This is a genomic window from Pseudovibrio sp. Ad13, assembly GCF_001623225.1.
GTDB lineage: Bacteria > Pseudomonadota > Alphaproteobacteria > Rhizobiales > Stappiaceae > Pseudovibrio.
On sequence record NZ_LMCC01000006.1, the window covers coordinates 219,977 to 235,212 of the forward strand.

Below are 15,236 nucleotides of genomic sequence, written 5' to 3' on the forward strand. Positions count from 1 at the left end.
AAGATACGCAAAAACAAAGACTAAAGCAGTTCAGGTGTTTCAACTTAAATGCGAACTGCTTTAAAGAGCTACCCTACTCCGCAGGCATAAGTTTCTTTGCCTCTGTCTCTCCTTGCTTGGACATAAGCTGTTCAAAGTATTGGATTGTTTTGACCAGACCCTCGCGCAGCTCTGTGGTTGGGCGCCAGCCCAGATAATCCCGGGCGCGGGTGATGTCAGGTTTGCGCTGGAGCGGATCATCCTGAGGTAGAGGCTCCCTGATGATCCGGGACTTGGACCCGGTTAGCTCCAGCACAAGCTCTGCGAGTTGTTTGATGGTGAATTCCTTGGGGTTGCCGATGTTGACCGGCATGGAAATGTGATCCGGTGCATTCATCAGTTTGATCATCCCGTCCACCAGATCATCCCGGTAACAGAAAGACCGCGTTTGCATGCCATCGCCATACAGAGTAATCGGCTTGTTCGTCAGCGCTTGCATGATGAAGTTGGAAACCACACGCCCATCATTGGGGTGCATGCGCGGGCCATAGGTGTTGAAAATCCGCATGACTCTGATGTTGATGTTGTTCTGGCGGTAGTAGTCGTAAAACAGTGTCTCTGCGCAGCGTTTTCCCTCATCATAACAAGAGCGTACGCCAATAGGGTTGACGTTGCCCCAATACTCTTCCGGCTGCGGGTGAACCTTCGGATCACCGTAGATCTCAGAGGTGGAGGCCTGCAGGATCTTCGCCTTAACCCGCTTTGCCAGCCCCAGCATATTGATGGCACCAAGCACGCTGGTCTTGGTGGTCTGCACAGGGTCAAACTGATAGTGAACGGGAGAAGCCGGACAGGCGAGATTGTAGATTTCATCCACCTCAACAAACAGCGGCTGACACACATCGTGCCGCAACAGCTCAAACCGTTTGTGATCCAGCAAATGTTCCACATTCATGCGGGTGCCAGTGAAGAAGTTATCGAGGCACAGCACTTCATGCCCTGCCTCCAGAAGGGTCTTACTGAGATAGGAGCCCAGAAAGCCTGAACCTCCTGTCACAAGAATTCTGCGCCGATCATCAAGTGAGAACATGAGGCCAATCCGCAATACCGCCAAAGATTGGAAAAGCCTATCAGGCTGCTTTGGAACGTAAATATTGAAAAACCTCTCCCGATAATTGGGTCCTGATAAATTATAGTGTTTTCAATGAGATGAAGCCCTACACGTGTTTGTTGAGCAAAATTCAAATAAATGTACTGGTTGAAGGCTTGCTCACAGCACCATGGCTGTTAGCATTACCAGTAGATCTCCTCACGCCTCGCGCGGCTTCTCTGTTCCCCAAATTTGAGAGGTTCACGCCAACAGCTTGTTGCAGGGCCCTAATGTCTTCCTCCCTTTCAGCTAGTGCTACCAGCGCTGGTATTCTTTCTGCTTTTGTTGGGTTCGCCAGTTCATTTGCCATCGTGTTGCATGGATTGAGCGGGGTTGGTGCAAGCGCAGAACAAGCAACCTCTGGCCTCATGGCACTCGCTATCGCCATGGGGATTTGCGGTATTGGCTTCAGCTTATGGAAGCGTGTTCCCATTTCCGTCGCCTGGTCCACACCCAGTGCCGCGCTGTTGGCGACCTCCGGTCTTCCAGAGGGCGGATTTGCAGCCGCTGTCGGTGCCTTTGTGTTTGCTGGGGTGCTTGTGGTCATTACAGGGCTTTGGAAGCCCCTGGGCCGCATTGTTGGCCTGATCCCGGTTACTCTGGCCCAGGCCATGCTGGCAGGCGTCATCCTGCCGCTATGTCTTGTACCCTTTGAAGCGGTGGCCGAGATCCCTGCCCTCGCTTTGCCAGTAGTGCTGGCATGGTTTGTTGCTGGGCAGGTCAACAAGTTATTGGCCGTTCCTGCTGCTTTGTTGGCCTTTCTTGTCGTGCTTTATTTCCATGCAGATACCTCAAGCCTTACCTCGCTGAAACTGGTGCAAGCTCCCGTGTTTGTCATACCAGAGTTCTCACTCTCTGCTTTGATTGGGATTGGCATACCGATCTATATCGTCACAATGGCGTCCCAGAATATTCCGGGTGTCTCGATCCTGCGTTCCTTTGGGTATCAGCCCGTTCCCGGGCCGCTTTTCAGCTGGACAGGCGCTGGTTCCGTGCTCAGCGCACCGTTTGGCGGGCACGGGATCAGCCTTGCGGCCATCACTGCTGCCATATGTGCCAATGAAGATGCTCACAAAGACCCTGCAAAGCGGTATTGGGCCGCGGTGATTGCGGGAGTTGTTTATATCATCTTCGGCATCTTTTCTGCCGGGTTTGTCGGTGTGGTTGAACTGGCACCGCGCATTTTGATTGGCGGCGTTGCTGGACTGGCGTTGATTGGAACACTCACCGTCTCAGTTCAGGGCATGCTGAAAGACGCACCAAGTCGTGAGCCCGCCATTTTGACCTTCCTGATCACTGCGTCCGGTCTGTCCTTCTTTGGCATTGGGGCAGCATTCTGGGGGCTTCTGGTCGGTATGGGGCTTAAGTTCTGGATGGAGTGGAAGCAGAAGGGCTCGCCGAGTGAACAGGTTACAGACAAAGCCTAGGACTACTTAGGGAACTTATCAAACTTCGTGACGTCTTCCAGATGATCATCCCAATTTGCCTTGCTGGCCATGAAAATGTGCGCGGTCGGCTGGGTATCGACAGGTGTGTCCAGCGACCCGGCAGGCACAACGAGGAAGTTGTTTTCTCGGTCATGTGTCGGCACTGGAGAGCCGCATTCTTCGCAAAAGCTTCTGCGGTGCTGGGTGGACGGCACATTATAGGACTTTATGGACTCCTCTCCACTGGTACAGGCGAAGTCTGCATCAAAGGAAAAGAGATTGGAGCCGTGTACGGACCCGGTTCCCTTGCGGCAATAGTTGCAGTGGCAGAAATAGAACTTCTTAAAGGTGGCTTGAATCTGAAATTGAACGGTCCCGCACAGGCAGGAGCCTTTATGAGTTTCGCGCATAATGATGGCCTTGAAGGGCAGATATAATTGGTTGGAGCGGCAATGTGGCAGCGTCGGTCTTTAAATGCAAAACATAAAAAAACGGCGGAGCATTTGCCCCGCCGTCTGTTGTATCCAGGATACAAATTCTTTTAGGCTTTTGCTTCCAACGCACGCCGTTCCGCGATGCGCTTGCGTTCCGCAATAGGGTCAGGGATCGGCACCGCATTGATCAGCTCTTTGGTGTAAGGGCTCTGCGGATTGTGGATCACGTCGTGTGCTTCGCCAATCTCAGCGATGTCACCAAACTCAAGAACCATGATGCGGTTACTGATGTGCTTCACCACGCTCAGATCGTGTGCAATGAACAGCAGAGACAGGCCGAGCTCTTTCTGCAGGTCCATCAGCAAGTTCACCACCTGTGCCTGAACAGATACGTCAAGCGCGGAAACAGGCTCGTCGCAGATGATCAGCTTAGGATTGGTGATCAGCGCACGCGCGATACCGATACGTTGACACTGCCCGCCAGAGAACTCGTGCGGATAGCGGTTGATCATCCGTGCGGACAGACCAACTTTCTCCATGAGCTCACGCACTTGCTTCTTCACTTCATCCTTGGATGTGTTCGGATAGTGCGTTTTCAGCGGTTCCGCGATGATCTGGCCAGCCGTCAGGCGCGGGTTAAGTGATGCGAGAGGATCCTGAAAGATCATCTGGATTTCCTTGCGGGTCGCCAGAAGGTCTTTCTCGTTCATCTTCATCAGGTCGCGGCCCTGCCAGAACACTTCGCCGCCCTGAGATGGGATCATACGAATGATCGCACGGGCAAGAGTGGACTTACCACAGCCGGATTCACCCACGATGCCAAGGGTTTCGCCTTCTGCCAGATCAAAGGAAACACCTTTAACCGCCCGCAGAATGTCTGGCTGATGCCAAGGCAAAGCATTTTGCTTTTTGATTTTGAATTCCACCCGCATGTCGCGAACGGATAAGATTGGCTCTTTCGTGCTCAAAATCAGCCCTCCGCCATTTGGGTTTCAAAGCTGCGATCCAGCGTAACCAGACGTTCTTCGTCCTGATCCAGACGTGGAACGGCGCTCAGCAGACCTTGCGTGTATGGATGACTTGGCTTGCCGAAGATATCGACAGTAGAGCCCTGCTCCATCACTTCACCCTTGTACATCACCATAGTGCGCTCACAGGAGCCTGCCACGATGCCGAGGTTATGGGTGATGAGAACAATCGCCATGTGGAACTCTTCCTGAAGTTCCACCAGCAGATCCATGATGCGTGCCTGAACGGTCACATCCAGTGCGGTTGTCGGCTCATCTGCGATCAGCAGTTTTGGACGACACAGCAAAGACATTGCAATCATCACACGCTGACGCATGCCGCCGGAGAACTCATGCGGGTAAAGATGAATGCGGTTTTTTGCATTCGGGATCTTCACCGCTTCGAGCATCCGCACACATTCAGCAATTGCATCTTTCTTCTTCATGCGCTTGCCGTCTGGCGAGTTGTAAATGAGCGTCTCAGCCATTTGGTCCGAGATGCGCAAATACGGGTTCAGGGAGGTCATTGGGTCCTGAAAGATCATCGCGATCTCATTGGAGCGAAGCTTGTTCATTCCCTCATGAGAAAGCCCGATGATCTCCTGACCCTGATACTTAATCGATCCGGAAACCTGCGCATTATGAGGCAGAAGCCCCATGGTCGCGAAGGCCGTCTGGCTTTTACCAGAGCCGGATTCACCTACGATCGCAAGGGTCTCGCCCTTGTCGATTTGCAGGTTTACGTTTCTTACGGCTTCTACCACTCCGTCCGGAGTGTTGTAGGTGATCCGTAGATTTTGGATATCCAAGAGTGCCACGATTTCACCTCCTACCGGTCTTTAGGGTCAAGCGCATCGCGCAGACCATCGCCGATAAAGAAAAAGCTGAACAGAGTGATGATGAAGAAGAACATTGGGAATGCCAGCTGCCACAACGTGCCATACTGCATTGTTCCAGCGCCTTCAGCAATCAACGCACCCCAGCTGGTGTTAGGCTCCTGAACACCCAGACCAAGGAACGAAATAAAGCTCTCGGTCAGGATCATCTGCGGGACCAGAAGGGTTGAGTACACGACCACAACGCCCAGAAGGTTCGGCACGATGTGGCGAAGGATGATCGTGATCGGCTTTACGCCAGTCGCGATTGCAGCTTCAACAAACTCTTTGTTCTTCAGCGTCAGCGTCTGTCCACGTGCAATACGAGACATATCGAGCCAGGAGATCAAACCGATACCCACGAAGAGCATGAAGATTGAACGCCCGAACACCACCAGCAGCAGGATCAGAACAAACATGTAAGGAATGGACTGCAGAATATCGACGATACGCATCATCACGTTGTCGACTTTACCGCCAGAGTAACCAGCGATCGCGCCGTACAATGTGCCAACGATAACAGCGATCAAGGCGCCGACGATGCCGACCATTAGCGAGATCTGAGTTCCCTGAATGACACGAGCGAACAGATCCCGACCAAGTTCATCGGCCCCAAAATAGTGACCGTTCTCGAGGTTTGGTGCGCCGAGCTCTGCGATCTGACCCAGAATACCCCAATCGATCTCTTCGTTGGACCAAACTGCGATCATGTGACCGAGGGTTGAGAACAGGAATACACCGCACAAAAGGATCAGGCTGACCACTGCAGCCTTGTTTTTGAAAAAGCGGCGACGGGCATCTGCGAACAGAGAACGCCCTACGACTTCTTCTTGAGCAGCCAGATTGTCTGCCAACTGCTCCATTTTTTGAACATCTACCATCATGTGCTCAGCCCTCAGTATCTAATCTTCGGGTCGACCCATGCGTACAGGATGTCGACAATGAGATTGAAGAGAATGGTGAGACCACCGATGAGGATCGTGATACCCATCATCACAGCGTAATCTCGGTTGAGTGCTGAGTTCACATAGAACTGGCCGATACCACCGGTCGAGAAGTACATGTCAATGATAACGGAACCTGTGATCATGGAGACGAATGCAGGGCCGAGATAAGACATGACTGGCAGCAAAGCAGGCTTAAGCGCGTGCTTGAAGATGATAACTCTATACGGCAGGCCTTTAGCCATGGCTGTGCGGATAAAGTTGGTATGCAACACTTCCAGCATGGAGGACCGCGTCAAACGCGCAACGGATGCCATGTAACTGGTAGAAAGTGCGATCACCGGCAAGATCAGGTGGTTCCATTGCCCGTCGTTCCAGCCGCCACCAGGCAACCAGCCCAGCCACAAAGTGAACACCAGAACAAGGATTGGTGCCATAACAAAGTTAGGCAGCACCTGCGCACCGATAGAAACACCAACAGCAAAGTAATCAAGCCAGCTGTTCTGTTTGAGCGCTGCTGCGATACCTAGCGCGCCTCCAACAATGACTGCGACTGCAAACGACAGGAAGCCGTAGGTCAGTGTGACTGGAAAACCGTGTGCGATGATGTCATTTACGCTTCGGTCCTTGTACTTAAAGGATGGCCCGAAGTCGAATTCTGTAATGATTCCACCAATATAGTTGACGATTTGAACATATATTGGATTATTCAGGCCATACTTGGCCTCAATGTTGGCAAGAACCGCAGGAGGGAGCGGACGCTCGGATGTGAATGGGCCACCGGGTGCCGCATGCATGAGCAAGAATGAGATTATTATGAGCAGCAGCAATGTAGGAATTGCGATAGCCACTCTTCGTAGGATGTAGCTGAGCATTGTTATTAGTGTCTCGTATGAAGAACGGGTGATTCAGCAACAAAAAGATGCAAAAACACCGGCGTCTGGGACACCGGTGCTCTTGATTGCTGGATTACTTCGCAACCTTGTAGAGGTTTTTAGCGTACCAGTTCTGCTCAGCGTTTTTGATCGGCCAGTTTTTCAACTGTGCGTTCATCATGTAAACGTTGGTGTAGTGGTAGATCGGAATGACTGGCATTTCTGCAGACATGATCTCTTCAATACGAGTGTAGTTTGGCTGTGGGTTTGCAGTTGATTTTGCGCCTGACAGCAGCTCATCAACTTCAGCGTTCACAAACTTACCGTCATTGTAACCGGATTCTGAATCCATCAGATCAAGGAAGGTAGATGCTTCGTTGTAATCGCCACACCATGCACCACGAGCAAGCTCAAAGTTCTGGTTACCACGCTCGTTCAGGAATGTCTTCCATTCCATGTTGTTCATGTTGACTTTAACGCCAAGCTTCTGCTTCCACATCTGGGTCATCGCAATAGCGATTTTCTTGTGGCCTTCAGAAGTGTTGTAAACGAGGTCAAACTCAAGCGGGTTGTCTTTGGTGAAACCAGCAGCTTCAAGCAGTTCTTTCGCTTTTGCATCACGCTCTTGTTGTGACCAGCCAGCGAAGTCCACTTTTGGAACTTCAAAGCCAGCTGTTACAGCAGGAGTGAAGGTGTAAGCTGGGAACTGGCCGCCCTGAAGAACAGCGTCGGTGATGACGCGGCGGTCAAGAGCGTATGCCAGTGCCTTGCGAACACGAACATCTTTAAACTCTTCCGGACCGGAATCAGACAGGTTGAAGGTGTAGTAGTAAGAGCAGAGACGTGGGAAAACCACAGCCTGATCTGGATACTCTTTCTTCAAACGTGGGAACTGACCTGCAGGAACTTCGGTGCGGTCGGTTTCGCCAGCAAGGTAGCGGGTCAGAGCGATGTTTTCATCGTTGATTACAAGGGTTTCAACCTTGTCGATGATTGTGCTCTCGTTGTCCCAGTAGTTGGTGTTACGCTCCATAATAGCAGTTTCCTGCGGAACGTGCTTTACCAGCTTATAAGCACCGTTAGAAACGATATTTTCCGGCTTAGTCCAGGCAGCGCCATGTGCTTCAATCGCCCATTTAGGAGATGGGAAGGTACTGGAGTGTGTGGTCATTGCAGTGAAGTAAGGCAGTGGCTTTGTCAGCTTTACTTCAAGAGTGTGATCGTCAATAGCTTTGATGCCGAGTTCTTCAGGCTTCATGTCGCCTTTAACGATGGCGTCTGCATTCTCAACGGACATCAACTCAGCATACCACTGGTATGGAGATGCGAGTTCCGGGCTCGCCAAACGGCGCCATGCATATACGAAATCACCTGCAGTTACAGGCTTGCCATCGGACCACTTAGCATTGTCGCGAAGTTTGAACGTGTAAGTCAGGTTGTCGTCAGAAACAGTGTGGCTCAGAGCAACACCTGGTACCAGGTTGCCAAGGTTGTCCTGGCTGTAAAGACCTTCAAACAAGTTACGTGAGATCTCGGAGCCGGATACGTCTTCGTTGACCTGCGGGTCAAAAGAAGAGTGCTCGTCGAGAATACGATATGTGAAAGTCTGGTCGTCAGCGAGTTTCTCGCCTGTTTCTGGATGAACACCCGCAGCAAATGCAGAGGTAGATAGCAATGCGGTGCCGACTACGCTCGCCAAAAGAGAGCTTTTGCTGAATTTCATCTAGGAATCTCCTCACTACATCGGTCGCCTGTTCCCCAACAGCGCCGACTTGGATACATTTCTCAATAGGATCTAGAGTTCACCTCAATTGAAGGGCAAACTCAAAAAATTGCATATTTTCCTGAGAGCAACGCAAAATAGAAATTATTTCGCCTGTTAGCAGCTCCCCACGAGTGGCTTTATGCTCAGTTCCCCTCGCTGCTGGCAGATACGCATATCCCGGTACGCACTCTAACGTAGTTTTTCTCTTATTCAATTGTATTCTTCGCAAGAAATGCCCGCTGCATCATATCCTGGGGGAAATGTAGCTAGATCGTTTGGCTAGGAACCTTGCACAATCCTAGGCTTTGTAAGCTTTTTAAGTAGTTTTGCCTTCAATAAAATTTCCAAGAAAAAACATCTGAATCATTCGCAGACACTATTAACCAAAATTGAGAGTAATTAGTTAGGTATTCATAACCCATACTCTTTGCAGGGCAGAGTCTTCGGGTGGGGCACATGGAAGATATTCAGAGACTTCAGAGGTCGGCGGAACCTGAATTACAACTGCCGCTTATATTAGATCTTGATCACACGCTGATACGAACGGATTGCTTTTTTGAAGCACTCATTCTGTTCCTCAAATCAAACCCTTTGAACTTATTCGTTGTTTTTTATTGGCTCTTTCGCGGACGTGCTTATGTAAAACAGCAACTGGCCATTCGCGTAGATTTAAAAATCGATGATCTGCCGTTGAACGAAGATGTTGTTGCCTATGCTCGTGCAGAAGCTGGTAAAGGACGTGACGTTCATATGGCGACTGCCGCTGATGAAGTTCTGGCTATCGCAGTTGCTAATCGGCTCGGTTTTGTTAATGAAGTTCACGCCAGCAACGGCAAGATCAATCTGAAATCAGGCAACAAAGCTAGCTACCTGGAACAAAGGTTTCCGGATGGTTTTGCGTATGCTGGTGATAGTATTTCCGATCTGCCTGTCTTTAAAAGCGCTGTCCGCTCCTTAATCGTCCACCCTTCCGATAGTTTATCTCAAAAAGCGATGCGATGTGGGGAGGTAGAAAAGACCTTTGCAAGACCTGATGGTTTTTTTCGTCCGCTCCTGAAGAGTTTGCGCCTCCACCAGTGGGCAAAGAACACGCTGCTCTTTGTGCCTCTTATTCTGGGTGGTCAGGCTTTGAACCCTGCAGCATGGGCGAGTGCGGTGCTGGGCTTTGTGGCTCTCGGCATTCTTGCAAGCTCCACTTATTTGTTGAACGACCTTTGGGATCTTGAAGCAGATCGCCAGCATTGGAGCAAGAAGGCAAGGCCGTTGGCATCGGGCAAGCTGAAGATCGCCCATGCTATGTTGGCTATCCCTTTGGGGTTTGCTCTGAGTTTTGCCATCGCGGCGACGTTAGGACCCTTCGTCGTATTGGGGCTCTTCGCATACTTGGTAACAACGGTTGCTTATTCCTTTTATCTGAAGCGCGTGCCATTGCTTGACACCGCTGTTTTGGCCGTGCTGTTCACAATGCGTCTTGGGGTGGGTGTAACGCTGGTTGATGTGCCGCCCTCCCCCTGGCTCTTTGTCTTCTCTATGTATTTGTTCCTCTCGCTGTCTTTGGCGAAGCGCCATACGGAGCTTGGTCGCCATGTGGAGGCTGGCACAAATGGGGAGATGTCTGGGCGCGGGTATCGAAACAGAGATTTGCCGGTGCTCCTTGCCCTCGGCTCGGCAAGTGGATTGGCAGCAACGCTGGTTATGGTGCTTTACCTGACCAATGAAGCGTTCAACGCCAACTTTTATTCCGCATCTGTGCTTTTGTGGGGCATGCCACCCATTCTGTTTCTTTGGCTTGGTCGCGTCTGGCTGAAATGCCAGAGACTGGAACTGAACGATGACCCCGTGGTCTTCGCATTGAAGGATAAGCAGAGCCTCGTGCTTGGCGGTATGCTGGCCATCCTGTTTGTGTTCGCATGGTTCGGAGGCTATTTGATCTGATGGTTGCTGCTCGCCTTGCCGCGCTCAAGTCTTCTTATGACACCAGTCCTGAATTCAGGCAGATTGTCAGATTTCTGTTTGCTGGTGGCTTTGCTGCCTTTGTAAACTGGCTTCTGCGGATTGCTCTGTCTGTATTCATGCCGTTTTGGCTGGCGGTGTTGCTGGCCTATTTCATTGGAATGAGTGTTGGATACACGCTCTATAAGCATTTTGTGTTTGTAGGGGCGCAGAAACCCGAAAGCATCAAACGACAGGTACTCATCTTTCTTGGAGTGAATCTCTGCTCAGCTCTTATCGTGCTTGGGCTGTCTGTTGGCTTAAACGCAATGCTCATGACTACCCTACCACTCTTTATCGCACAGGCACTTGCACATGGTGTCGCCATCGCTGTTGGAGCGGTGACGAACTATCTTGGCCACAAGGTGATCACTTTCCGCCAAACCCGATAGAGCGGAACTCAACCGTTTGCCGCAAAAGCAAGCGCTTGCATGGCGACGTTGAGAAACAAAGCTTGCGCCACAAACATAGCGAAGATCCCCATGTTGTCTTGTCGCACGGTGCGCACAACGAAGAGCATCATGAGCGGGAGCCAGTCCAGCACGTAGCGCTGCACGGAATATTGAGAAAAGCCGTTGGAATGGTAGAAGAGTGTCACTCCGGCGATGAGAGCGATTGTCAGCCCTGCAAAAAGGTATTCCCGGTTCCATTTGGCGAGGAAGAAGTAAAGCAAGAACGGAGCGCCGATGAAGAGCGCTATACCCTTGTCGCCAAAGCCGCTCATCTGCGTCAGGTATTTGCCTGAAAACTCTACATCCGGCCCTTGCACGAAGAAGTGGATCAGGTTGAAGAGCAGATAATCCCGATGGAACAAGCCCAGCTCTTGAACACGATCCTCAATCCATGACGCAGATGGATCACCCAGAGCATCCCATTCTGGCGGGAAGATGTACGCATACCCAGTTTGCATAGGATCGCCGAAGCGGGCGTAATTGTAAGCAAAGTAGATGCCTATTGCGATTGCAGGAAAGACTGCGAGTTTGAGCAGGCGCCCAATACTCTCAGCATTGATTGCAAAGATGGACCTGTCCGGTGGCGTCATCAGAACAAAAAAGAACGGCATGTAAAGAATGCTCATCTGCCGGGTGAGGAATGCGAGACCGATAAACAATCCCACAAGCCAAGCATTTCTCTTGATGAGCGCTGACCAGAGTGCCAGTGACGTCAACATCGCAGCGACGGCTTGCGCAAAGAACCAGACACCATCGGCGCGGAGCACAGTGTATTGCAGCGGTGTCGCAAAAAGAAAAGCTGCGACAAGCAATAGAGCCAGTCGGTAGTCCGTCTGGTAGTTGCGCGTAATTTGCCACCACACCAAACCGGTAATGAAAAAGCAAATCAGTCCCAGAGCAATAAAATGATGAAACCCTACACCCAATACGGCCACAAATGGCAGAGCGATCAAGGCTGGTACGGGGGGGAATATGACAAAGATCTTGTCTTCGAAAAGCGCACAGTCCAGATCAAAGCAGCGCGAAGCCTCAAAGCGGCCTTGCAAAAAAGCCTCCGCAAGCAAGGCGTAAGAATTACTTTCTGCCTGCTCCCCAATCATGCGGAAAACAATGACTGCCAGAAGAATGGAAACCAAACCAGCAAGAATTGTTGTGAGGAGTGCGCCTCTAAAACGGTCAATCGAAATCATAATGCCCCCAAATATGGGAGAGTAATAACATCAAGAATCCTAGTGTCTTCTTAAAGGTGTGCAAGAGGACCAAAATTGGCGCGCAGTTCTCGCAAAAGTAACCGCACTAAATACATTCTCAGTGCTAACTCCTCAAAGAACGTCATTGATTACAATTCATCTCATTTCTTGATTTCACGTTTGTTGCCTGATAGGTGAAAGATGTTGCTCCCACAGACTATGCCGCAATCGCGGTAGATCCATGGTGTTGGGTTTTTAAAAATAAACCCGCAGTTATGCCAGGATTGAAACAGGAATATCCAGATGTCGGACTCTCCGAAAACCGCAGGTGCAAGCCTGGGAACGGTTGAATTTGTTGCCCTCATGGCTACGCTGACCAGCTTGACTGCGCTTTCGATTGACGCCGTGCTGCCGGCATTTTCAGTCATCGGCAAAGATTTAAATGTCGGAAATTCCAACAACGTCCAGCTCATCATTTCTGCGTTATTTCTTGGATTAAGCTTGGGTCAGTTTGTTTTTGGCCCCGTCTCTGATCGCTTTGGCAGAAAGCCTGCGGTTTATGCGGGGTCTGTTGTTTTCGCAATTGGTGCCGTGCTCGCAGCCACGGCGACATCACTGCCAATGATGATTTTCGGGCGTCTGCTTCAAGGTGTCGGAGCCAGTGCTCACCGGACGGTTGTTATGGCGATTGTTCGCGACAAATATGTCGGCGCGGAAATGGCGCGTATCCTATCGTTTGTAACAGCAGTGTTTATTATTGTGCCCACATTAGCGCCGTTGATTGGTCAGGGCATTCTATTTGCCGCTGGGTGGCGGGCAATTTTTGTCATCATGTTGGTTATGGCGTCTGTTGGCTGCATCTGGCTGGCAATGCGTCAGCCGGAAACACTGAAACCGGAAAATCGCCGGGTAATCACGCCCAGAGTGCTTTGGGAAGGTCTTGAAGAAGTCGTAAGCCATAAAGCGACGCTGTACTATACAGCGGCTTCAGGCTTTGTTTTTGGTACGATGATGACATATCTGAGCACTGCTCAGCCGATGTTTGCAGACATTTTCAACGTCCACGAAACATTCCCGCTCTATTTCTCCGGAATTGCCGTCGTGTTTGGCATGGCGTCCATCGTCAATGGCCGTATTGTCAGACGTATCGGCTTGCAGAACATGTGCCGTGCTGCGCTGACAATTCAGATTGTCACCAGCCTCAGCTTTGCGATGTATCTGCTCCTCATTGATACCACGCCTGATCTGTGGTTGTTCATGACCTATCTTTCGCTGGCGTTCTTTTGTCAGCCGATGTTGAACGGAAATCTGAACGCCATGTCCATGGAACCACTCGGGCATATCGCTGGCTTGGCTGCAACATTGGTTGGCGCGACCACCACGTTTATTGCGCTCATCCTCTCTGTGATTGTTGGCCGTTTCTACGATCAGACCTTGCTGCCCTTGTCCTTTGCGTTCTGCGTTTTTGGCGGAATTGCACTTGTGCTGGTGGTTATTGGCGCAAGGGTGCAGAAAGCAGAAAAGATCGCGTTGTCAAACACGACCTCAGCTGAAGCCAGCGCCTAAGCGCTGCTAATATGTTCAAATGACAGGGACTACTGTTTCTTCGGAAGTGTCCTGACCCAGGAGACTGTCGGCATTTCTACGCCCGCACCGGGGTACCAGTCATCGCGAACTTCCTCGTGGCCTTCCTTTGTGCACACGATTTGCGCGTCTTTGTATTCCTTTGGAATGACGAGTTGGCCGGGGCTTTCCACGTGCAGGTTTTCAGCAAACCCATCCAAGATGCATTGCGCGCCAGATGGCTTGGTTTCGATAGAAACAACATAAGCATCAGGAGGAGGGTTCGACGGATCGGGTCCAAATACATTGGATTGGCATCCGGTGAGGAGCACTGCAGATGCAATGATAGCTCCGAGGGAAGCCCCTTTAAAACTGAGGGGGCTGAACTGACCGGCGTCTGATGCTTTGGCGAACCGCACGCGAATCTCCTGAGAAACTGGATTTCGCTTGGAAGCTACGCCTATTCATAGAGAAGGGTGAATCCCTCAATTCACCCCCACTAATATTGCAGGTCAGCGATGCCTTCGCCTGTTATTTGTCTGACCACACAGCAAGCTCGTTGTTGTTCGGGTCAAGAAAATGGAACCGGCGCCCACCCGGGAAGGTGAAGATCTCTCGGCAGATTTTTGCGTCGTTCTTCATCAGTGTGTCCTGCAGTGCTTCCAAATCTTCGGCATAAAGCACAACAAGCGCCGCACCGCTTGCGGTGGAGGACGACAGGTCTGCCTTGAAGAAGCCGCCATTGAAGTCACCATCATTGAAGGCAGCGTAGTCAGGGCCGTAGTCCTCGAAAGTCCAACCGAGTGCATCGCTGTAAAATGTCTTTACGGCTTCCAGATCAGCAGCTGGCAACTCGATGTAATTGATTTTTCCAGATTTCATAATTTCAAATCCCTAAGGAAAACAGGGGGCTCTTTCCCAAAGACCTCCCGCAAATCTCCAATATTGCAACAAAACTAGATTGGTGAGATAGATAACTCAGTCCTATCGTTATAGTTGCAAGCAAGATATTCAAATGAAGATTTTTGGTTTTCCCCTTCGTACAATTGCAGCTCTTGCTCTGGGAGCTGTTGCTTTTCTTGGTGCTACGCCGGGCTTTGCTCAATCAGCCCCTAAAGGCGATGCGGCTGTTGCCAGCAGTCCCAAGGTCACCACGCAGCAACACGGAGACTGGATGCTGGAGTGCTATGACCCCGCCGTGAATGGCATGAGCTGCCAGATTAAGCAGCGTGTGGTTCATAATGAAAGTGGTCAGAATATTCTGCTGATGACACTCACCTACAGTCCGAAAGAAAAGAGCGATATGGTGCAATATGTATTGCCGCTCGACTTTCTTTTGGCTCCGGGTGTTGGCGTGAACATCGGTGATTTTCAGGCGGTTGCACGGGTCAATCGCTGTATGTCGCAAGGCTGTGTGATTGAAGGCAAAACCGAAGAGGCCTTCATCAATGCGATGAAAGCTGCAAAAGATCAAGGACGGTTTGTGATGATGTCAAGAGCAGGCAAAAAGGTTGGTATCAACTTTTCAGCCACCGGTTTTACAAAAGCCTACAACGAGATGCGAGCGCAGAACTCAAAGTAAG

General features: G+C 50.8%; 15 protein-coding genes. 5 read left to right on the plus strand and 10 right to left on the minus strand.

From position 1 onward, the window contains the following. Positions 1 to 73: 73 nt before the first annotated feature. Positions 74 to 1,069 (minus strand): UDP-glucuronic acid decarboxylase family protein, encoded by a 996-nt coding sequence (locus PsAD13_RS10285; protein WP_063318083.1) that lies wholly within the window; start codon positions 1,067 to 1,069, stop codon positions 74 to 76. A gap of 290 nt (positions 1,070 to 1,359) precedes the next feature. Here PsAD13_RS10285 and PsAD13_RS10290 point away from each other — a divergent pair, with 290 nt between their 5' ends. Continuing rightward, positions 1,360 to 2,556 (plus strand): benzoate/H(+) symporter BenE family transporter, encoded by a 1,197-nt coding sequence (locus tag PsAD13_RS10290; protein ID WP_063318084.1) that lies wholly within the window; start codon positions 1,360 to 1,362, stop codon positions 2,554 to 2,556. A 2-nt stretch (positions 2,557 to 2,558) separates the two neighbouring features. On the opposite strand, the gene PsAD13_RS10295 is transcribed toward PsAD13_RS10290, so the two are convergent. The 6 genes from PsAD13_RS10295 to PsAD13_RS10320 form a co-directional block, all read right to left on the minus strand. Beyond that, complete coding sequence (locus PsAD13_RS10295) at positions 2,559 to 2,966, minus strand: GFA family protein (protein WP_063318085.1); 408 nt, start codon at positions 2,964 to 2,966, stop codon at positions 2,559 to 2,561. Positions 2,967 to 3,097: 131 nt separating this feature from the next. Beyond that, complete coding sequence (locus tag PsAD13_RS10300; protein WP_208980942.1) at positions 3,098 to 3,922, minus strand: ATP-binding cassette domain-containing protein; 825 nt, start codon at positions 3,920 to 3,922, stop codon at positions 3,098 to 3,100. Between the two features lie 38 nt (positions 3,923 to 3,960). Then, positions 3,961 to 4,815: an ATP-binding cassette domain-containing protein gene (locus PsAD13_RS10305; protein ID WP_063293031.1), complete on the minus strand. Its 855-nt coding sequence runs from the start codon at positions 4,813 to 4,815 to the stop codon at positions 3,961 to 3,963. A gap of 11 nt (positions 4,816 to 4,826) precedes the next feature. Then, positions 4,827 to 5,756 carry an ABC transporter permease subunit gene (locus PsAD13_RS10310; RefSeq protein WP_193757828.1) on the minus strand — a complete coding sequence of 310 codons (930 nt, stop codon included), beginning with the start codon at positions 5,754 to 5,756 and terminating at the stop codon, positions 4,827 to 4,829. An 11-nt stretch (positions 5,757 to 5,767) separates the two neighbouring features. Next, entirely contained in the window at positions 5,768 to 6,691 is a 924-nt protein-coding gene (gene oppB, locus PsAD13_RS10315; RefSeq protein WP_057463860.1) for an oligopeptide ABC transporter permease OppB, read from the minus strand. Between the two features lie 94 nt (positions 6,692 to 6,785). After that, positions 6,786 to 8,414, minus strand: a complete 1,629-nt coding sequence (locus tag PsAD13_RS10320) for a peptide ABC transporter substrate-binding protein (protein WP_063287808.1) — start codon at positions 8,412 to 8,414, stop codon at positions 6,786 to 6,788. A 498-nt stretch (positions 8,415 to 8,912) separates the two neighbouring features. On the opposite strand from PsAD13_RS10320, the gene PsAD13_RS10325 reads away from it, so the two are divergent. Together PsAD13_RS10325 and PsAD13_RS10330 are read left to right on the plus strand one after the other, a co-directional pair. After that, entirely contained in the window at positions 8,913 to 10,391 is a 1,479-nt protein-coding gene (locus tag PsAD13_RS10325) for a UbiA family prenyltransferase (protein WP_084404693.1), read from the plus strand. Next, entirely contained in the window at positions 10,391 to 10,840 is a 450-nt protein-coding gene (locus tag PsAD13_RS10330) for a GtrA family protein (RefSeq protein WP_063310210.1), read from the plus strand. The genes PsAD13_RS10325 and PsAD13_RS10330 overlap by 1 nt, the downstream gene beginning before the upstream one ends. A gap of 8 nt (positions 10,841 to 10,848) precedes the next feature. On the opposite strand, the gene PsAD13_RS10335 is transcribed toward PsAD13_RS10330, so the two are convergent. Then, positions 10,849 to 12,090: a hypothetical protein gene (locus PsAD13_RS10335; protein WP_063318086.1), complete on the minus strand. Its 1,242-nt coding sequence runs from the start codon at positions 12,088 to 12,090 to the stop codon at positions 10,849 to 10,851. Positions 12,091 to 12,393: 303 nt separating this feature from the next. On the opposite strand from PsAD13_RS10335, the gene PsAD13_RS10340 reads away from it, so the two are divergent. Next, a complete protein-coding gene (locus tag PsAD13_RS10340) occupies positions 12,394 to 13,656 on the plus strand; it encodes a multidrug effflux MFS transporter (RefSeq protein ID WP_063318087.1) in 1,263 nt (420 codons plus the stop codon). Between the two features lie 29 nt (positions 13,657 to 13,685). Here PsAD13_RS10340 and PsAD13_RS10345 read toward each other — a convergent pair whose 3' ends face one another. After that, a complete protein-coding gene (locus PsAD13_RS10345) occupies positions 13,686 to 14,072 on the minus strand; it encodes a hypothetical protein (protein WP_063318088.1) in 387 nt (128 codons plus the stop codon). Positions 14,073 to 14,184: 112 nt separating this feature from the next. After that, a complete protein-coding gene (locus PsAD13_RS10350; protein WP_063318089.1) occupies positions 14,185 to 14,538 on the minus strand; it encodes a VOC family protein in 354 nt (117 codons plus the stop codon). A gap of 130 nt (positions 14,539 to 14,668) precedes the next feature. Here PsAD13_RS10350 and PsAD13_RS10355 point away from each other — a divergent pair, with 130 nt between their 5' ends. Beyond that, positions 14,669 to 15,235 (plus strand): invasion associated locus B family protein, encoded by a 567-nt coding sequence (locus tag PsAD13_RS10355; RefSeq protein WP_063318090.1) that lies wholly within the window; start codon positions 14,669 to 14,671, stop codon positions 15,233 to 15,235. Position 15,236 lies beyond the last annotated feature (1 nt).

Excerpts from the sequence above, each read along its gene's own strand:
- PsAD13_RS10285 (WP_063318083.1), bottom strand. The coding sequence starts at position 1,069 with ATGTTCTCACTTGATGATCGGCGCAGAATTCTTGTGACAGGAGGTTCA.
- PsAD13_RS10290 (WP_063318084.1), top strand. The coding sequence starts at position 1,360 with ATGTCTTCCTCCCTTTCAGCTAGTGCTACCAGCGCTGGTATTCTTTCT.
- PsAD13_RS10295 (WP_063318085.1), bottom strand. The coding sequence starts at position 2,966 with ATGCGCGAAACTCATAAAGGCTCCTGCCTGTGCGGGACCGTTCAATTT.
- PsAD13_RS10300 (WP_208980942.1), bottom strand. The coding sequence starts at position 3,922 with ATGCGGGTGGAATTCAAAATCAAAAAGCAAAATGCTTTGCCTTGGCAT.
- PsAD13_RS10310 (WP_193757828.1), bottom strand. The coding sequence starts at position 5,756 with ATGATGGTAGATGTTCAAAAAATGGAGCAGTTGGCAGACAATCTGGCT.
- oppB (WP_057463860.1), bottom strand. The coding sequence starts at position 6,691 with ATGCTCAGCTACATCCTACGAAGAGTGGCTATCGCAATTCCTACATTG.
- PsAD13_RS10320 (WP_063287808.1), bottom strand. The coding sequence starts at position 8,414 with ATGAAATTCAGCAAAAGCTCTCTTTTGGCGAGCGTAGTCGGCACCGCA.
- PsAD13_RS10325 (WP_084404693.1), top strand. The coding sequence starts at position 8,913 with ATGGAAGATATTCAGAGACTTCAGAGGTCGGCGGAACCTGAATTACAA.
- PsAD13_RS10330 (WP_063310210.1), top strand. The coding sequence starts at position 10,391 with ATGGTTGCTGCTCGCCTTGCCGCGCTCAAGTCTTCTTATGACACCAGT.
- PsAD13_RS10335 (WP_063318086.1), bottom strand. The coding sequence starts at position 12,090 with ATGATTTCGATTGACCGTTTTAGAGGCGCACTCCTCACAACAATTCTT.
- PsAD13_RS10340 (WP_063318087.1), top strand. The coding sequence starts at position 12,394 with ATGTCGGACTCTCCGAAAACCGCAGGTGCAAGCCTGGGAACGGTTGAA.
- PsAD13_RS10355 (WP_063318090.1), top strand. The coding sequence starts at position 14,669 with ATGAAGATTTTTGGTTTTCCCCTTCGTACAATTGCAGCTCTTGCTCTG.